At 42.1% G+C, this 17,604-nt stretch carries 15 protein-coding genes and 1 tRNA gene; 8 read left to right on the top strand and 8 right to left on the bottom strand.

All coding sequences use genetic code 11. From position 1 onward, the window contains the following. Positions 1 to 36: 36 nt before the first annotated feature. Positions 37 to 993 carry a sugar phosphate isomerase/epimerase family protein gene (locus H1A14_RS20920; RefSeq protein ID WP_194778258.1) on the top strand — a complete coding sequence of 319 codons (957 nt, stop codon included), beginning with the start codon at positions 37 to 39 and terminating at the stop codon, positions 991 to 993. Positions 994 to 1,420: 427 nt separating this feature from the next. On the opposite strand, the gene H1A14_RS20915 is transcribed toward H1A14_RS20920, so the two are convergent. Continuing rightward, positions 1,421 to 1,494 (bottom strand) — tRNA-Ile (locus tag H1A14_RS20915). Positions 1,495 to 1,634: 140 nt separating this feature from the next. Here H1A14_RS20915 and H1A14_RS20910 point away from each other — a divergent pair. Then, positions 1,635 to 2,267: an HAD family hydrolase gene (locus H1A14_RS20910; RefSeq protein ID WP_194778257.1), complete on the top strand. Its 633-nt coding sequence runs from the start codon at positions 1,635 to 1,637 to the stop codon at positions 2,265 to 2,267. Then, on the top strand, positions 2,257 to 3,372 hold the full coding sequence (locus tag H1A14_RS20905) for a site-2 protease family protein (protein ID WP_194778256.1): 1,116 nt from the start codon (positions 2,257 to 2,259) through the stop codon (positions 3,370 to 3,372). The genes H1A14_RS20910 and H1A14_RS20905 overlap by 11 nt, the downstream gene beginning before the upstream one ends. Before the next feature lie 122 nt (positions 3,373 to 3,494). On the opposite strand, the gene H1A14_RS20900 is transcribed toward H1A14_RS20905, so the two are convergent. Genes H1A14_RS20900 through H1A14_RS20890 form a run of 3 tightly spaced genes read right to left on the bottom strand, consistent with a single transcriptional unit; the run spans position 3,495 to position 6,429 of the window. Continuing rightward, positions 3,495 to 3,800 (bottom strand): rhodanese-like domain-containing protein, encoded by a 306-nt coding sequence (locus H1A14_RS20900; protein ID WP_194778255.1) that lies wholly within the window; start codon positions 3,798 to 3,800, stop codon positions 3,495 to 3,497. Between the two features lie 2 nt (positions 3,801 to 3,802). Continuing rightward, the gene (locus H1A14_RS20895; RefSeq protein WP_194778254.1) at positions 3,803 to 5,659 is read right to left on the bottom strand and encodes a T9SS type A sorting domain-containing protein; all 1,857 of its coding nucleotides are present in this window, start codon (positions 5,657 to 5,659) and stop codon (positions 3,803 to 3,805) included. Continuing rightward, the gene (locus H1A14_RS20890) at positions 5,659 to 6,429 is read right to left on the bottom strand and encodes a PASTA domain-containing protein (RefSeq protein ID WP_194778253.1); all 771 of its coding nucleotides are present in this window, start codon (positions 6,427 to 6,429) and stop codon (positions 5,659 to 5,661) included. The genes H1A14_RS20895 and H1A14_RS20890 overlap by 1 nt, the downstream gene beginning before the upstream one ends. A 320-nt stretch (positions 6,430 to 6,749) precedes the next feature. On the opposite strand from H1A14_RS20890, the gene H1A14_RS20885 reads away from it, so the two are divergent. Further along, positions 6,750 to 7,022: a DUF4242 domain-containing protein gene (locus tag H1A14_RS20885; protein WP_194778252.1), complete on the top strand. Its 273-nt coding sequence runs from the start codon at positions 6,750 to 6,752 to the stop codon at positions 7,020 to 7,022. 64 nt (positions 7,023 to 7,086) lie between these two features. Here the strand turns inward: H1A14_RS20885 and H1A14_RS20880 are convergent, their stop codons facing one another. The 3 genes from H1A14_RS20880 to H1A14_RS20870 form a co-directional block, all read right to left on the bottom strand. Then, on the bottom strand, positions 7,087 to 10,023 hold the full coding sequence (locus H1A14_RS20880; RefSeq protein ID WP_228527911.1) for a M43 family zinc metalloprotease: 2,937 nt from the start codon (positions 10,021 to 10,023) through the stop codon (positions 7,087 to 7,089). Positions 10,024 to 10,184: 161 nt separating this feature from the next. Then, on the bottom strand, positions 10,185 to 10,433 hold the full coding sequence (locus H1A14_RS20875) for a NifU family protein (protein ID WP_194778250.1): 249 nt from the start codon (positions 10,431 to 10,433) through the stop codon (positions 10,185 to 10,187). A 5-nt stretch (positions 10,434 to 10,438) separates the two neighbouring features. Beyond that, a complete protein-coding gene (locus H1A14_RS20870; RefSeq protein WP_194778249.1) occupies positions 10,439 to 11,533 on the bottom strand; it encodes an Mrp/NBP35 family ATP-binding protein in 1,095 nt (364 codons plus the stop codon). Positions 11,534 to 11,811: 278 nt separating this feature from the next. Between H1A14_RS20870 and dnaG the strand changes: the two genes are divergently transcribed. The 4 genes from dnaG (at position 11,812) to surE (ending at position 16,599) form a co-directional block, all read left to right on the top strand. Then, positions 11,812 to 13,734 (top strand): DNA primase, encoded by a 1,923-nt coding sequence (gene dnaG, locus H1A14_RS20865; RefSeq protein WP_194778248.1) that lies wholly within the window; start codon positions 11,812 to 11,814, stop codon positions 13,732 to 13,734. Between the two features lie 80 nt (positions 13,735 to 13,814). Beyond that, positions 13,815 to 15,050, top strand: a complete 1,236-nt coding sequence (locus tag H1A14_RS20860; protein WP_194778247.1) for a bifunctional 3,4-dihydroxy-2-butanone-4-phosphate synthase/GTP cyclohydrolase II — start codon at positions 13,815 to 13,817, stop codon at positions 15,048 to 15,050. Positions 15,051 to 15,158: 108 nt separating this feature from the next. Continuing rightward, on the top strand, positions 15,159 to 15,791 hold the full coding sequence (locus H1A14_RS20855; protein ID WP_194778246.1) for a hypothetical protein: 633 nt from the start codon (positions 15,159 to 15,161) through the stop codon (positions 15,789 to 15,791). Between the two features lie 19 nt (positions 15,792 to 15,810). Then, a complete protein-coding gene (gene surE, locus H1A14_RS20850) occupies positions 15,811 to 16,599 on the top strand; it encodes a 5'/3'-nucleotidase SurE (protein WP_194778245.1) in 789 nt (262 codons plus the stop codon). A gap of 15 nt (positions 16,600 to 16,614) precedes the next feature. Here surE and H1A14_RS20845 read toward each other — a convergent pair whose 3' ends face one another. After that, positions 16,615 to 17,484 carry a type 2 periplasmic-binding domain-containing protein gene (locus tag H1A14_RS20845; RefSeq protein ID WP_194778244.1) on the bottom strand — a complete coding sequence of 290 codons (870 nt, stop codon included), beginning with the start codon at positions 17,482 to 17,484 and terminating at the stop codon, positions 16,615 to 16,617. Positions 17,485 to 17,604 lie beyond the last annotated feature (120 nt).

The raw sequence follows: 17,604 nt of genomic DNA, 5'->3' as shown, positions 1-17,604 counted from the left end.
GCAAAAAGCATATATTGGTTCAACAAACATGGAATTATGGAAAGGAGAAAATTTATCCGGAATGCCTCATTTTTGTCCCTAGGGTTGGCATCCCTGTCTTTTTCGCAAAGCATGGCTAAAATCGAAGCGGAAAGAAAATTTAAAATCTCCCTCAATCCCGGAATTATCGGGGTTAAAGCCAACTTTGCCCAGACCCTGGATTATGCCATACAATTTGGTTATGAGGCTATCAGTCCTTTTACGCAGGAAGTGATGGACAACTATTCTGACGGCCAATTGAATGCCATTTTGGGTAAAATGAAATCCCATGACATCACGTATGATTCCAACAATATTCCTGTGGAATATAGACAAGACAGGACCAGATTTGATGAGGACTTTAAAAAACTGAGAAAATTCTGTCAGACCATGGAAAAACAGGGCGCTACCCGCATCAACACCTGGATCATTTCCTCCCATCCCGAGCTCACCTACAATGAAAATATGAAGCAGCATGCCCATCGCTTGGGAGAATGTGCCAAAGTCATGAATGACCATGGCATCAAGCTGGGTATCGAATATTTGGGAACGAGGCCAATGTTGGTTGCCGCCCGCTATCCTTTTATCAGTAGCATGAAAGAAGGCAAGGAGTTGATTGGGGAAATTGGACAAAGCAATGTGGGGTTTGTCTTGGACAGCTTCCATTGGTATTGTGCTGATGAAACCATAGCTGATATCCATACCTTAAAACCTGAGGACATTGTTGTCGTCGACATCAATGATGCCCGTGCCGGATTTACCAGAGAAACACAGGTAGACGGAAAGCGTGAACTGCCCATGGCTACTGGGGTGATCCACATCAAGGAATTTCTTCAGGGATTATTGGATATCGGGTATGACGGGCCCCTCCGAACAGAACCCTTCAATCAGCCCCTCAATGACCTGGATAATGAAGAGGCTTTGGAGGTAAATATGGCGGCCATTCGGAAGGCTTTGGAAACCGTAGGGGGATGAGTCTAAAGACCATGGTCAGATCTGATGGATAACCAAATTATTCACCATCCATTTCCAGTTTCGGCAAATCTGCCACATCATTGCCTTTTATTCTAGACAAGGAATGGGTACCCCAATTGCACTATAACATATTTCGGAGTCAATAATTTTTTGGCTTGCTTTGAGGTTAAAATTTGACTTTTTACCACAGGGAGCACTAAGCTCTTTATGAGCTTATTAATACTCAATCTAAACCTAGGTAGGCCAATTGTAAAAAGTAGGCTATTAAATTTTTCTGATTTTTATCTTATCTTTTATGATGGTAATAAAAAATTAGCCTGAATTTCTGTCATGGGAATGTTTATTTTTTTTGGAAAGAAGAATGTAAACACATGCATCCTTAGACCAGGGAGTATAAAAAAAGCCGCCCAGAAATGGACGGCTTCCGTGGGCCCACCTGGGCTCGAACCAGGGACCACCTGATTATGAGTCAGGTGCTCTAACCAACTGAGCTATAGGCCCGCAAAATATCAAGACACATCGCATTCAGAGAAACTATGGTCTATTCCCGAAATTAAATTTTGTGGGCAATAAAGCCCCTTGCCTTGCTTTTGGGACTGCAATGTTACATATTTGATTTTAATTTAACAACAGATTTGAAAATGAAAAAACTTCCTGGAATAGACTTTTTGATTTTTGATTTGGGAAATGTCATCATCAATATCGATATGGAATTAACTGTCAGGCGCTTAATCCGAGAATTGCCTGAATCAAAAAGAAAAATCGGAGATGATTTTTACTCTTACCCGATCTATGCCGACTTTGAGACGGGAAAGTTGGATGCAGGCGCTTTCCGGGAAAAAGTAAGGGATATTTTCCAAGAAGATTGGTCCGATGGGCTGATAGACGAAATATGGAATGAATTGCTGCTGGATATTCCTTTGGAAAGAATCGAATTGCTAAAAGCATTGAAACAACATTACGGCATCTTTATGCTCAGCAATACCAATCCCATCCATTTTGGTGAAGTGGAAAAGCGCTTGCAGCATACTTCGGGAGACACAGGTTTTGATGGCTTTTTTGACGGTTTGTTTTTGAGCCATAAAATGGGACTTAAGAAACCGGACATGAAGATTTACGAAACCGTGGTCCAACAATTAAATACAAAACCTGAGAAATGCCTTTTTTTTGATGATTTGGAAGCGAATATCCTGGCTGCTCAAAAAGTAGGGATCCAAACCCATCATGTTCAACATCCAAAAGCTTTGGTAAACTATTTCCAGGATGTACTCTAAAAAGGAATACCTAAAGCACTCCCTTTTATTTGTAGTGACCCTTTTGGCCACCACCTTAGCAGGGGGAGAATGGTTGTATGGCAAATCCGTATTGGGAACCGAAGAGGGATTTCTCAACTGGGAGTATTTTGCCAAATCACTCAAGTTCAGTATTCCTTTTATCGGGATCTTGCTCATTCATGAATTGGGTCATCTGCTAACCTCTATTTACCACAAGGTAAAGGCCTCGCTGCCTTATTTCATTCCTGGTTGGCTTGGTTTTATAGGAGCGCCTTCCATAGGCACCTTTGGGGCGGTGATTCAAATCAAAGGGATCATCAGGAGCAGAAGGAAGTATTTTGACATCGGCGTAGCGGGTCCCTTGGCAGGATTCGTGGTGGCATTGGGTATTCTGATTTATGGTTTCACCAATCTGCCGGATGCGGATTATATCTATCAGATCCACCCTGAATACCTTGACCCTGACTTTGAAATTAATGGTGAAGAATCGGGCTACGTTGACCTGAAAATGGGATACAACCTGCTGTTTTTGGCTATGGAAAAAACACTTGCAGATCCGGAGAAAATGCCCAACATGTCAGAGATCATCCACTATCCTTTTCTGTTTGCAGGTTATCTGGCTTTGTTTTTTACAGCCCTTAACCTACTTCCCATCGGTCAGTTGGACGGGGGGCATGTGATTTTTGGACTATTTCCGAACCACCACAAAACCATTTCCATTTTGGCCTACATCGCATTTATTTTTTATGCCGGATTGGGGATTTTAGATCCCTATGAATCGATAGATTACTTGGTTTGGGCTATCCCGCTTTACTTGTTTTTCCTCTATGTATGTTTTAGCAAAGCAGATATACCCCCACAAACAAAATGGATGATCATTTTACTGATCGGTGCAATCCAATACCTACTCAAATTTTATTATCCTGAAATACAGGGATACAGTGGCTGGCTGTTATTCGCCTTTCTGATTGGTCGGATCTTGGGATTGGAGCATCCGTCGGTTTATGGAACCAAAAGAGTCGGCCCTAAAAGAATGATTTTAGGCTGGTTGGCCATCCTGATTTTTATCCTTTGCTTTACCCCGCAGCCTTTTATCATTGACTGATTGGCTTTTTTTGCAAAAGGCAAATTCATTAAGATTCAACAAGTGTACCGGAACAATCAATGACAATTGCCATACTTCAAACGACTTTCCCCAAATGACCTGAAAAAAGCGTTCAAATAGATTTATTCATCCTCTAATTCACGATAAGCCAAAATACCTCCCAGCACATTTCTCACCTTCGAAAAGCCTTTGCTTTCAAGAAACTTTTTGGCATTGCCACTTCTGGCTCCAGACCGGCAATGAACAATGATTTCTTCGTTCTTTTTGTTTTCAAGGTCGGTTAACTGATGGGGGAGGTGACTTAAGGGTATGTTGTCTGCACCAAGGTTATCCTCCTCATACTCCCATTCTTCCCTTACATCTATAAAAATAAACTGGTCTTTTTGGTCCAGTCTGCTTTTCAGTTCTTCTACAGTAATGTCTTCCATGTTTATCTTACTAAAATTCTAAATGATTTAGGTTTTTGATCCTGAAGGAGTCTGATGACATAAACCCCTTTTTGTTGGCCCACAAAATTAAGGATTTTCCCAGATTCATGGTCCTCAGGTTGGATGATAATTTTCCTTCCGTAAGCATCATACACTTCCAGATCTGTAAAGGTTCCTTCTACCAAAACCCGTTCACTGACCGGGTTGGGATAGATTCGGATATCTCTTTCTATTTCATCCTCATCAGGTTCCTCAGGTGGGGTATTCGTAAGGTGCGATCTAATCATCAAGGAACCTCTGACTTCCTCATTCTGCTGCCAGACCCCCACGATGTTGTAAAATATCTCCTCCGCGGTATCATTGGTCTTATCCAGGCCCACATAAATGAAATTATTGGTAAATTGGGTGAATCCCACATAAAACTCTCCGCTGACCCTAAGGGTAGTATCCAGGGGGAAAAAGACAAAATCTTCAAGGACATCCTTGGCAGGAATGCCTACCTCTTCTTCATAAATTGGTGGCGAATCCAAATTATTCCAGACGGCCAAAGCAACAGATCGGCCTCTTTGTGCCTGATTGGTGAAGTTGATGCTGATGCCATTGAGGTATGCCACCGTATCCAGCGCAAATCGAACAGCCAGGATGCCCTGCCTTTGGTTGATGCCAGCTGCATAGTCCACGGAGCCATTGTCATAGGCTAAAAAATCACGGATTTGAATGACATTGCGGACAGTGTCATTGACCCTGAAATCTACCGTTTCCAAAAATACAGTATCCGGCGTGGAAATGCTGCCTACCAGAAAATTATCTCCACTGGTAAGATATGCCATTAACTCCAGATCCAAAGGACCTTCTGCGGAGAGTTGAAGGTCCTCTATTGGTTCACTTTGAAAATTCCGGCGCTCCAAGGCCAAGGGTACTGGGCTAAATGGGGTGTTTTGGTTGAGGGTTTTTACAATACTTCCTGTTTCCCTGTCTTTGATCTGAAAGGTGTATTCCATGGCCCTAAACCTATTGGTCAGGTTATTGAACTGATTGCTCAGTGAGCCACTGGCCAAAGCTGCTTTTTTTTCCAGGAGAAAATAAGGTACGGAGGCATATTTACCAAAAAGTGCTCCATTGACCTGAGTCAGCGCCCTGTCTTCATAGAATAGATTTTGGTCATTCCTTCCAGAATTGAGTAGCACATAGTCAATTAGCCAACTGTCAAATGGACCTGAGATCCTGCCCACACTGACAAACCGAAACCTAAAACCCTCATGGAAATAGGCCTCGTTGTCGACAGGCATGATTTCCTGAGAAAATTCAATGGGATCTATCGGGGTACCTCCTCTGACTTCCCAGATTTTATCCCAGCTGTTGTTTGTATTTAGAAAATAAAGTTCCAGACGGTCATTGATATCCGGGTATTCTGCCTTTCCACCCGGCTGCCAGAAAAAGCTTAAGTAGAGAGAGTTTTTTTGGGCATCCGAAAGATTGGATAAATCTATGGGGAGTGAGGTCAATCGGTCTCCTTGGCCTTGTTCCCGGATTACATCCGAATAAGGTCTTCCCTGTAAATCTATGCCATCAAATAAAGCTGCGCCATAAGTCGGTGGATCGATGGCCACTGTGTAGGAGTGGAGGACTCCTTGGTTTTCCCATTTGGAGGTATCAATTCCCTCACTGGAAAAGTCATCCCAGAAAGGCAAAGTAAGGGTTTGCTCGGTAGTTCGGGCTTTTGGGAGGGTGGTATATTGGGCCTTCTTGCTATGGTCGACTGGCAAGAGTTGCAATTGTCCATAGACACTTGTCTGTCCCATTAAGGTAAACAGGCAAAAAACCAAACTGCCAGAAAGTATCTTCCTCCCTTTTGACATCAAATTCCTATTTCTTCCAATTCAGATATCCAAAGGTCGATCAATACACCTGTTTTGACCTCTTCACCAGGAGGGGGGACCTGTCTGACGATGGTGCCTTTTGGAACAGTGTCTGTTTTTACATAACTCGTTCTTCCCAATCTCAATCCGGATCCGATAATCAAAAATTCAGCCTCTGCTTCTTCCATACCAATTACGTTTGGAATATTCAGGGATTGATTGCCCAAACCGTCACCTACTACAAGGTCAATCTGTGAGCCTTTGGGAATTTCAAATCCCTCTTCCACGTTTCTACCTCTGAACTTCTGCTCCAAAACCACATTCATTCCAATGTCAGGGATGTAAATGATTTCACCTCTTGCCAATCCGGAATTGACTAAGATTTCCTGTGCATTTTTCAAAAGGGTGTTGACCAAATTAGGCATCTTAATCAAAGGAGCATTCTGCGCATTGAGGGTGACATAAATTTTCCTGTTTTGCTTTACCTTGCTACCCGGTCGAGGCGTCTGCTTCAATACGGTAAGTGGTTTTACCTCAGGCACAAAACCGCTGTCCAAGGTGACCTCCATCCTGAGATCTCTTGTGCCAAGGTAGTTTTCCAGCTCACTGTAATGGTAACCTTCAAGATCCGGGACAGTCACAGTGTCACCGTGGTGGGTGTAACTTGGCAAATAAAACTGAAAAAATATAAAAAGTAAAACCAGAAGTATGCCCAGCATGATGCTTATGTGCACAAGAAATCTTTTGATTTTTTCCTTAAAACTACTCATGAAAGATAATTTAATGATGAAGGATCAGCTGGTAAATTTATGCTTAAATTTTAATTATTACGTCTTGAAACCATTCATTATTATAATGGCTGTGCGGTAAATGGTCAAAGGCCAGTTAAAATAAAGATTTGGATCATTGGATAATTTTACGTGATCAAATAGTATTCCGAAAAATCATGCTTACCCTGTAGGAAATTAACTGGAATTATATTTCCCATAAATCCCAGAAAATGAGGTAATTGTTTGTTAAATTCATAGAAAAAATCAGCAGTTGAAAAAGTTTTTTTTCACTGGACTGCAAATCAATCTCCAAATGCACTATGAAAAAATTCATCATTGAAAGAAATTTACCGGGAGCCGGAAATCTTTCGCCTGAACAGTTAAGGGGAATCGCATTGAAATCATGCGAAGTTGTGAATGGTCTGGGAAAACCTTACCATTGGGTAGAGTCCTACGTGGTAGATGATAAAATCTATTGCATTCATATGGCGGAGGACGCAGAGACTGTTTTGGAACATGCCCAAAAAGGAGGCTTTCCAGCTGATAAAATTTCGGAGGTAAGGTCCGTGATAGATCCGACTACAAGTGTTTGAACCAACAGAAATTCCCAAGAAAAACAGATCCTGAAGGAATTCAATCAGAAGAAAAAAATACCGCTTAATGAATGATAAGTTTCCTGGTTTCTACCAATGAGTTGCTTGAAATTCTAATAACAAACAGTCCTTTATTGAACAAAGCCGTACTGAAAGTATAGGTCTGATTTAGAGTTTGTGGATAATTGACGTCATGAACAATTGCCCCGGATGCACTGATGATTTGAATGTTCACTGTTTCAAAAGTCCTGAAGTTGAAGACTATATTGAAGAAATCTCTTGCCGGATTCGGATACACTGTGGTGTTGCCCAAACCTGGGTCCACAGGTTCAGGATTGGCAGAAAGGAATAGCTCTACATTGTCTATGTAAATAGGGTCACTTTCGTCTTCACCGGCTTCCACAACAAAGTTGAGGTAAATTCTATCCTTTCCGGATCCTGCAAATTCAGTCAAGTCAACAAAAGCCCTATCAAAACTTTGAAGATCCAAAGGATCTAAAATCGATCCTGAAACCGTGTTCAATTCAGCACCGGAAATTTGAAAAACCTCCTCACCTGATTGTCCTCCATCGTCGCTTACGATGACTTTCAAAGAGGTGTTTTCAGAAACATTAGCCGCAGCATAGTTGAAAAACACACTTGCTTTTGTGGTAGAGGAAAGGTCAAAAGTAGGGGATGCAAGCCAATAAGCATTCCCAGCCTTTCTGTTCCCAAGTTTGACAGCCCTTTGACCATCTTGCCCGGATGACAATATTTCCAATTCCCAAGATGGATCGTTATTTTCAGGATTAATGCTTACCCAAGGTACCAGGGTAACAAGTCTGTTGAAATCCTGACGCCAAGGTATGGCCTCAATTTCTTCCTCTGTTCTATCGAAGAAGACGCTCAAAGTGTCACCGTTCCCAGGATTTTGGTCAAAACTTGGATTGGTAAATATGTAAGTCATGTTGGTTAGGTTCCCACTGTATCCGGTACCTGTAATGGTTAAATCCACTTTTTGGCTTTCTCCCGGCGGTATGGCTTCTACTCGGATAAGACTAGAGCCTTGGGGTCTTTGGAAGTTTCGGCTACGCTGGTATACAAAACCCGTTAAAGGGAGATTGCCCGTATTTGTAATTTCAAATTCCTCTTGACTACCATTGTTTATCTCTCGATAGATTGGCAGTGGACTGATCAATCTTTCGATTTCCAAATCGTAGCGGTAAACTTCCTCTTCCAATATTTCAATGTCTTTGATAAAAATATTGTTGCCGAATCCGTTACGTGTGATAAAGGCTATTCTCACATTGCTGAGGCCTGCAAAGTCACTGAGGTTAAATATTTCTCTTCTGAATTGGGATTCATTGCTAGGCACAAAAGCATCCAAAGTAGGAGGGGAGGTTTGTAGAAAATCCCTGTTTTTGTCATAGTTGGTATCAAACAATTCAAAAGTATTTCCGCAATCGGTGGAAACCGCAATAATCAATTGATCCGAAAATCTGGGATCATCATAAGGGCCATGTGCCAGGTTAAAAGTAAGTTGAGGATTTATTAATTCCGAAAGGTCAAACTGTGGAGAGATCAGGTAATCTAATTCTCCGGTTTGTTCATATTCATAGTGCTGTATCCAAAATACCTCTTGCACATTGCCTGAAATATCAAGGGGTCTGGCTTCCCAGGTAATTAAATCATCGGGATTGAAAACTGACCAAAATTGGTCGATATCCCCTTCCTCATAAGCATACGGAAGACCTACGGCTGTCTGGAATTCAGGATTGATGGACAGGAGATTATTGATTGATTCGTCATCAGATCTGCCATTTACGAGAATAATTTCTACTTCAAGGGAATTGTTTTCTTCAGAATTTATGCTGATTTGACTAAACGAAAGTGTGTCTCTTTCTGCGGTACTTATGCTTAGGTCAAAATCTCTTGTCTCAATGATTTGGCTGTTTAATCTAATTTGTAATCTAGCATTTATAATATCCTCATTTCCAGCATTATATACAATTACAGATGGTGCAAAAGAAACTTCACAATTGAAGGTTCCGGGTTCAAGAAAGGAAGCGATAGCCAAATCTAAATCAGGTAGAACTGGAATAACGGTGGCCCTATTGTTCACCAAGGAAGCTCTTCTGGGACTAGAGGCAAGTATCACATCCATCCTTTCTACCTGGCCTTGGGTAAAAATATTCATGCAGACATCATCGGTATAATCCATGTAGTTCTCACTCATATCCCTACTTTCACAAGTTACCCTCGGACTAGAGGGGCAGCCATTGGTAGGGGAGCTTTGTAATGGTGTGTCTTCCACAAAGTCATCCACCGAACATCCTCCGTCTCCCCACACATGTCTCAAGCCAAGGAAGTGACCAATCTCATGTGTGGCAGTACGCCCTCGCGAAAATCCTATGGCACTTCCTCCCGTTCCAAAATACCTGTAATCAATAGTAACGCCATCAGTCTGTCTGGTACTTGGTGCGAAATTTAGCCCAGGCAAGTCCGAAATAGGAAAAGATGCATAACCTATAAATGGTGAGGCCATGGGTAACACCCATACATTCAGGTATTCTTCTGGTGGCCAAAGGGCCAATTCCCCGACCAATTCTGCCTCGCTTGGGGAGTAGGTGTTTTGAGGACCAAAAACTCTATTGATGCCGTCTGTAGGCAAACCAAGTGGATCCTGTTTGGCGAGAACAAATTCAATTTGAGAATCTGCTGCCACATCCAGAAAAACATCAGGTGTATTTTCGGCATCCGGATTCGTTCGCCGAAAATCCTGGGTTAAAATTTCAATTTGGGATTGGATTTGGGAAAATGGGATATTGGTACCAGTGCCGAGGGCTTCTCCGCGGTGGATGACATGTACCACTACCGGAATGGTCTTAATGGTTTCCTGAGTACGTTGGGTCGAAAGTGGCTGTTGCCTCATTGCCTCCTTTCTGCTTTCCATCCAGGCTTCGAAGTACTCTTTTGATGCGGGAAGTCCCAACCTTTCTTCCTGCATTTGTTCAATTATCAAAGCGCCACATTTTTCATCATGCACGTGGGTCTCCTGGAATTGATTTCCTAAAAATTTCTGTGCCTCAACAAAATGAATGGAGTGAGCAAAGAAAAAGGATAAGAGCCAGCTTATCCGAAAAAAAAATGAGAGATTTTTCATTAAAACCGATGAAAACCGACCTAAACTACCGCTACGTTGACGGCTTCTACCTTGACTATTTCAGGAACTGCCCTTTTCACAGCTTCCTCAACGCCTGCTTTTAACGTCATGGTCGACATGGGGCAGGAACTACAGGTTCCGGTCATTTCCAGTTTAAGTACCATGTCATCAGTGACTTCTAAAATTTTGACATTCCCTCCATCAGCCTCTAAATAAGGTCTGATGCTGTCTAACGCCGTTTCTACTTTTTGAATGAGTTCCGTATGCATGCTTTCTATATTTTTATCTGTACGACTTCTGTTTTTGTTTTTTCCGCATTTCGTATGGCGATTTGTCTGGCAACTGATTCTGCAAGCGCACCATAAGCTTGTGAGGTAATTCCTTCTTTGAGCACAGAAGGGTAACCGGAATCACCACTTTCTCTGATGCTTTGAACAATTGGTATTTCGCCTAAAAAAGAAACGTCAAACTTTTCGGAAAGTTTTTTGCCTCCCGATTGACCAAAGATATAGTATTTGTTGTCAGGCAATTCTTCTGGGGTGAAATAGGCCATATTTTCCACCACCCCGAGTATGGGCACATTTATTTGTGGCTGCAGGAACATGGTCAAAGCTTTCGTGGCATCTGCAAGCGCCACTTTCTGGGGAGTGGTAACGATAATTGCCCCAGTCACCGGAATGGTCTGCACCATGGTCAGATGGATGTCAGATGTGCCCGGAGGCAAATCGATCAGAAGGTAATCCAGCTCACCCCAATCTACATCTGAGATAAACTGCCTCAAAGCAGAACTCGCCATTGGTCCTCTCCAGATCACTGCACTGTCAGCAGGTGTCAAAAAACCGATGGACATCAATTTTACACCATATTGCAATATGGGTTCAATGATATTTTTCCCATCTTCCTGTTTTACTGATGGCTGTTCACTTTCCACATTGAACATGGTAGGAATTGACGGTCCTGAAATATCAGCATCAATCAATCCCACCTTGGCCCCTGAATTAGCCAAAGCGACGGCTAGATTGGTGGCGGTGGTGGATTTACCGACCCCCCCTTTACCAGAGGCAACCGCTATGATGTTTTTTACTTGTGGCAAAAGTGGTGTATTGTTTCTTGTGGTAGTGACGTTGGAAGTCATCTCAATATCCAACTCTACCTCCTCACCAAGTTCTGCTTCTAAAGCACCGATACAGTTGTTTTTGATAAGCTCTTTCAGTGGGCAAGCAGGAGTGGTCAATACTACTTTAAAACGAACCTTATTGCCAGATATCTCTATGCCCTGAATCATCCCCAACGTGACAAGGTCCTTTTTTAGATCAGGGTCTTCTACGGTTGAAAGGGCTTTTAATACTTGTTCTTTTTGTATGCTCATGCTTTTCTTTTGGAGAATGCTCCTGCAATTTATGGGTAATTAAGGCTTTTTTAAAGCTTTTTGTTTTTTACTTGTAATTTTGTTGCACAGTAGGTTTTCTAACTATTGGTTAATTGTCAAATAACGGTTTCCTTTCTTAGATAACCTTCGAATTCGCCTACAAAAATCACAGTTTGATAGCTAACCTTAAAGAAGGAAAATTAGTTCTTGTCATTTTCACTTCTGATACTAAATTGAAGCAATACTTTATATCTTTGAAAACAGATTGATATTTTCCAATGGCCATCAGCAGAAGCACCACTGACAAAGTAAGAGAGAGAGCAGACATCGAGGAGGTGGTCAATGATTATGTTCCGCTGAAGAAAAAAGGACAGAATCTAATGGCCTGTTGCCCTTTTCACAATGAAAAGACGCCATCATTCTCCGTTTCTCCATCCAAGCAGATATATAAATGTTTTGGATGTGGCAAGGCAGGGGATTCCATACAGTTTGTCATGGATATCGAAGGGGTGGGTTTCAATGAAGCCATCAAGCAATTGGCAAAGAAATATGGCATTGAAATAGAGGAAGAACACAATGCCACGCCAGAGGATGTGGAAGCTTACAATGAGAAAGAAAGCCTCTACATCGCCTTGGGATTTGCGCGGGATTTGTTTGTCCAAAACCTCAGAGAGGATGAAGGCCAATCCATCGGACTCAGCTATTTTAAGGAAAGGGGCTTTCATGAAGCCATCATAGAAAAGTTTGATCTTGGCTATGCCATGGACAGCTGGGACCACCTGCATCAGAAAGCCAAAACTGCCGGCTTTGAGGATGATATCTTATTGAAAGCTGGTCTGATCCTTCAGAAAGAATCCGATCAGAGCCGCTTTTATGACCGGTTTAGGGGTAGGGTAATCTTTACAATCCATAACCTGGGAGGCAAACCAATTGCCTTTGGTGCCAGAAAACTGGGGAATGATAAAAACTCTCCCAAATACATCAATTCTCCTGAAACAGCTGTTTATCACAAAAGTGATGTACTCTACGGTATGTTTCAAGCCAAGAAATCCATCAGAAACGAGGACAATTGTTTTTTGGTTGAAGGGTACACCGACGTGATTTCACTTCATTTGTCCGGGATAGAAAATGTGGTTGCCTCTTCGGGCACTTCCTTAACCGAAAATCAGATCAAACTCATCAAAAGGTTTACTGATCACGTTACGGTATTGTTTGATGGAGACGAGGCTGGGATCAAAGCCTCCCTTAGAGGCATAGATATGCTGTTGGAAGGAGGACTCAATGTGAGGGCTGTGGTTTTTCCTCAAGGGGAGGATCCGGATAGTTTTTCAAGGAAACTTGGTTCTGTGGCATTTAAGGAATATTTGAAAGTTCAGGCGAAGGATTTTATCGCTTTCAAAATCGGGCTTTTTGCAGATGAGGTAGCACTTGACCCCATCAAGCGGGCTGAAGTTATCAGACAAGTGGTGCAAAGCATGTCCAAAATCCCAGACCCAATTATTCGCAGTGTCTATGTGAAAGAATCAGCGAAGCTTTTGGAAATGGAGGAGGAAATCATCCAGGCAGAGCTCAATAAAATGCTGCTCAAAATCACCAAAGACCATCAGTTTAAAGCCAATCTCCAAAACAAGGAAACGGTAATTGAAGATTTTCTCCCTGAGAAAAAAACAGAAGCATCCCTCAAGGAAACCCAAATTGCCCATGAAAGAGAAATGCTACGTTTGTTGGTCAGTTACGGTTTTGAGAAAGTTTCGGAGGGATTAAGGGTCTGTGATTATCTGCTTCAGGAAATGGAAGACCTTCATTTTGAAACACCGGTTTATCAAAGGATACTGGTTCAGTACAAAGGTGCTTTGGCCAAGGATGTCCTGCCAGATCCGGAGTATTTTTTAAAACAGGAAGACCAGGAAATCAAACGAGAGGTCATCAGCATGATTACCAGCAAACACGAAATGTCCGACAATTGGGAAAAGAAATTTCAGATCTATACCCATCGGGAAACTGATGATCTATCAAAAACCCTTTATGCCGGTATTTTGCGGTTAAAAAGGAGGGTGTTGAAAAAAATGCTGGATGAAACAATTCAGAAACTAAAAGTTGCCGAAAACAAAGATGTGGTTGAACTCCAACAAGTTTATCTGGAATTGAAGAATTTTCAAATTGCCATTGACAAACAACTAGGGACAGTGATCAGCCAATAAGCCAAACTAAATTCGGGTTTCACGGGTTTTATCCGGTAAAGGATGTAATTTTGCACTCCCAATTTGATTCAAACAACATTATGTCAGATACATTTAAACTGGATACCATCGAAGCAGGTATCGAGGCCATAAAAAGAGGAGAAATCATCATTGTAGTTGATGATGAAGACAGGGAAAATGAAGGTGACTTCGTTTGTGCGGCCGAAAAAGTGACGCCCGAGATCATCAATTTCATGGCTACCCATGGAAGGGGATTGATATGCGCCCCTTTGATAGAGGACCGTTGTGAGGAATTGGGTCTGGAATTAATGGTGGGTAGAAATACAGCTACCTTTGAAACTCCCTTTACAGTCTCAATAGATTTGATAGGCCATGGTTGTACTACCGGGATATCAGCAGCCGATAGGGCCAAAACCATTCTTGCCCTTGTGGATCCCGCTACGAAACCAGAGGAACTAGGCAAACCAGGCCATATATTTCCACTCAAAGCCAAAAGGGGAGGAGTATTGAGAAGGACTGGCCATACCGAAGCAGCCATTGATTTGGCAAGATTGGCTGGTTTTCAACCTGCCGGCGTGTTGGTAGAGATCATGAACGAAGATGGCACCATGGCAAGGTTACCTGATCTGGTGGAAGTGGCCAAGCGTTTTGATCTAAAACTGATTTCCATCAAGGACCTCATCGCCTACAGGTTAAAGAATGAAAGCCTGATCAAAAGGGAAATAGGGGTAGAAATGCCCACCACTTGGGGAAACTTCGACTTAATCGCATTTAGACAAACCAATACAGAAGAATTACACTTGGCCTTGATCAAAGGAGAATGGAAACCGGAAGAGCCTGTGCTGGTGCGGGTTCACTCATCCTGTCTTACTGGTGATATTTTCGGTTCCTGCAGGTGTGATTGTGGCCCTCAGTTGCATCGAGCTATGGAATTGGTGGAAAAAGCAGGCCAAGGCGTTATATTATACATGAACCAGGAGGGTAGGGGCATAGGATTGATCAATAAATTGAAAGCCTACAAGTTACAAGAGCAGGGAATGGATACCGTTCAGGCAAATCTGGCCTTGGGTTTTCCTATGGACAAAAGGGATTATGGAGTAGGAGCTCAGATTTTAAGGGATTTAGGGATTTCTAAAATCAGGCTGATCACCAATAATCCGACGAAAAGAGCGGGTTTATTGGGGTATGGTTTGGAAATTGTAGACACCGTTTCTTTGGAAATTTCTTCTAATCCCCACAATGAAAAATACCTTACGACCAAAAGAGATAAAATGGGACACCAAATTTTGGTTTCTAGACCCGATCAGGTCAAATAAATCCAAACTGGCCATCAAAATCTAATTTTCCAAATACAAATAATTAGTGAAAACCAACTATTCCTTGGCAGATTTCGTTATTTTAATGTGATGAAAAAATGACCGTATATGAATAAATTAACGATATGTATTTTGGTTCTTTTGATGAGTTTGGGAGGATTTGTATCAGCACAACAATTTCCTTCTCAGATTTGGCATGATGGAAGGATTACGACAACAGACGGTGAGGTATATCGGGGTAAGGTAAAATATGATTTAGACAACAACGTGGTACAGCTTCAAGGTCAGACCATAACTACCTTTAGTCCATCTACAGTCACTTATTTTGAAATATTTGACGAATATTATGGAGGCATTAGGACGTTCTATAGTTTGCCCTATGCCCAAAGTACCGATTATGAAGTACCGACCTTTTTTGAATTGCTAACTGAGGGAGACAACATTGCCTTGTTGTGCAGGGAATACATTACCACTGATACAAGAGGTATGGGCATGTATGGTCCCATGTACATGAATCCCATGTTCGGGCCCCCTATGATGGCTGGCAACAAGTTGGCCTTTGATTATTATTTTTTTAAAGATGGAAGAATTCAGCGGTATGGACAGAAAAAGAAAGAGCTTTTTGAATTCATGGATGACAAATCCGACGAAGTCAATTTGTTTATGAGAAAAAATAGACTTTCCCATGACAAAAGAGGTGATTTGTTAAGAATCACGGCCTACTACAATCAAATAAAATAATTAAAAAACACAGATTTTTATGTCCAAAAAACCCCTTATTCTAGTGAGTAATGATGATGGCATTACTTCACGGGGAATCCGAGTGTTAGTCAATGTCATGAAGGAATTGGGAGATGTGGTGGTGGTGGCACCCGACAGCCCCCAGTCAGGAATGGGCCACGCCATTACCATCGGAGAAACGCTCCGATTGACCGAAGAAGAGGTTTTTGAAGAAGTCATTGCCTATAAATCCAGCGGTACCCCAGCAGATTGCGTAAAGCTCGCCAAGCATTATGTCCTTAAAGACAGAAAGGCTGACCTTGTAGTCAGTGGGATCAATCATGGTAGCAATACCTCCATTTCTGTTCTTTATTCTGGAACCATGTCCGCCGCCATAGAAGGGGCCATGGAAGGGTATCCTTCTATCGGATTCAGTTTATGTGATTACTCCTCCAAAGCGGATTTTTCCCACACAGAGGAATATGTGTATAAAATTGCCAAACAGGTACTTGAAAACGGCATGCCCAAGGGGGTGGCGTTAAATGTGAATTTTCCTCCCAAAAGGAATGAAAAACTGAAAGGCGTCAAATTGTGTAGGCAAGCACACGCCAAGTGGCAGGAGGAGTTTGCGGAAAGATTTGACCCAAATGGAAGAAAATATTTCTGGATGGCAGGTAATTTTGTGAATTTTGACAAAGGGGAGGACAATGACGAGTGGGCCATTGCCAATAATTACGTGTCGATAGTACCTTGTCAATATGACCTAACCGCCCATCATGCCATCAACCAGATCAATGAAGAATGGAATTGGGATGAGATGAATTCTTGAAGCCCTCAATTTTCATTAGATTAGTGAAACAAAAGATTCATCCACCAAATCCAGTGCAGGAACGATAGATTTGATCAGATCCAGCTCTTTCAGTGTTTTCATCGTCATCTCTAAATCTGAAATGGATACAGTACCGTCGGTGGCCCAAGCGGTTTGCACCCACCATGTCTCCAAATCTGCCTCGGAGATGCCATATTGCTGACTAAGCCTTGGTATTAATTTTAAATCATTACTTAGTATTCTTGATTCTTCGTATACCAGATTTCTTATTTCCAATAGAATTTTACCATGTTTCTGAATAGCACCCTCTGAAGCGACCATAACAAAACAAGGCCAAGGCGTAGGAATTTCTCCCACTCTTGTAAACAACCCTTGATCTACCATTGGTTGGGTAGTGAATTTTTCCCATAAAAAAACTTTTGGCAGCGTACTTCGAAATGCCTTTTTTGCTCCATCCATGTTGCCAACTATTTCAAACTGAAGTTCTTTTAATGGCCAACCTTCCTGTTTTGCTAAAAGATAAGCCATCAAATGGGAACCAGAGCCCAGTCTACTGATCAGAAAGGGGACATTTTTAAGATCGGATACGGAATCTATTTTCGATTTTGACGACACATGAATGCCCCATAACAAGGGGGAACGCACATGAAATCCTATGATCTTAGAAGGATTGCCCTCGATGCGGTCTTTGATAAAACTCTCCGTCAACACCACAGCGATGTCAGCTGAACCATCCCGTAAGGCCTTGATCATGGCTCCTGATCCCCTCGACTCATCCTCCCACTCCAAGATGATCTCGGAGGATGCAAAGGGCTGGGAAGCCACCACTTGTAACCATGGGAAATTGAAATGTTCAGGTACTCCGATGATGTTGATTTTTTCCATGATATAGGCAGGTTATGGGACAAAAGGTATGTTTTCTGGAGGATAGATTGAAATTAACAATAATCCATAAGCTCTCCTAGCCAAAGTAAGCTTCATTTAGTTTAAAGTGGCCTATTTGCC

The organism is Pararhodonellum marinum (genome assembly GCF_015354735.1).
Lineage (GTDB): Bacteria > Bacteroidota > Bacteroidia > Cytophagales > Cyclobacteriaceae > Pararhodonellum > Pararhodonellum marinum.
The sequence above is the reverse complement of the archived record's forward strand: the minus strand, read 5'-3'. Positions and strand labels throughout refer to the sequence as shown.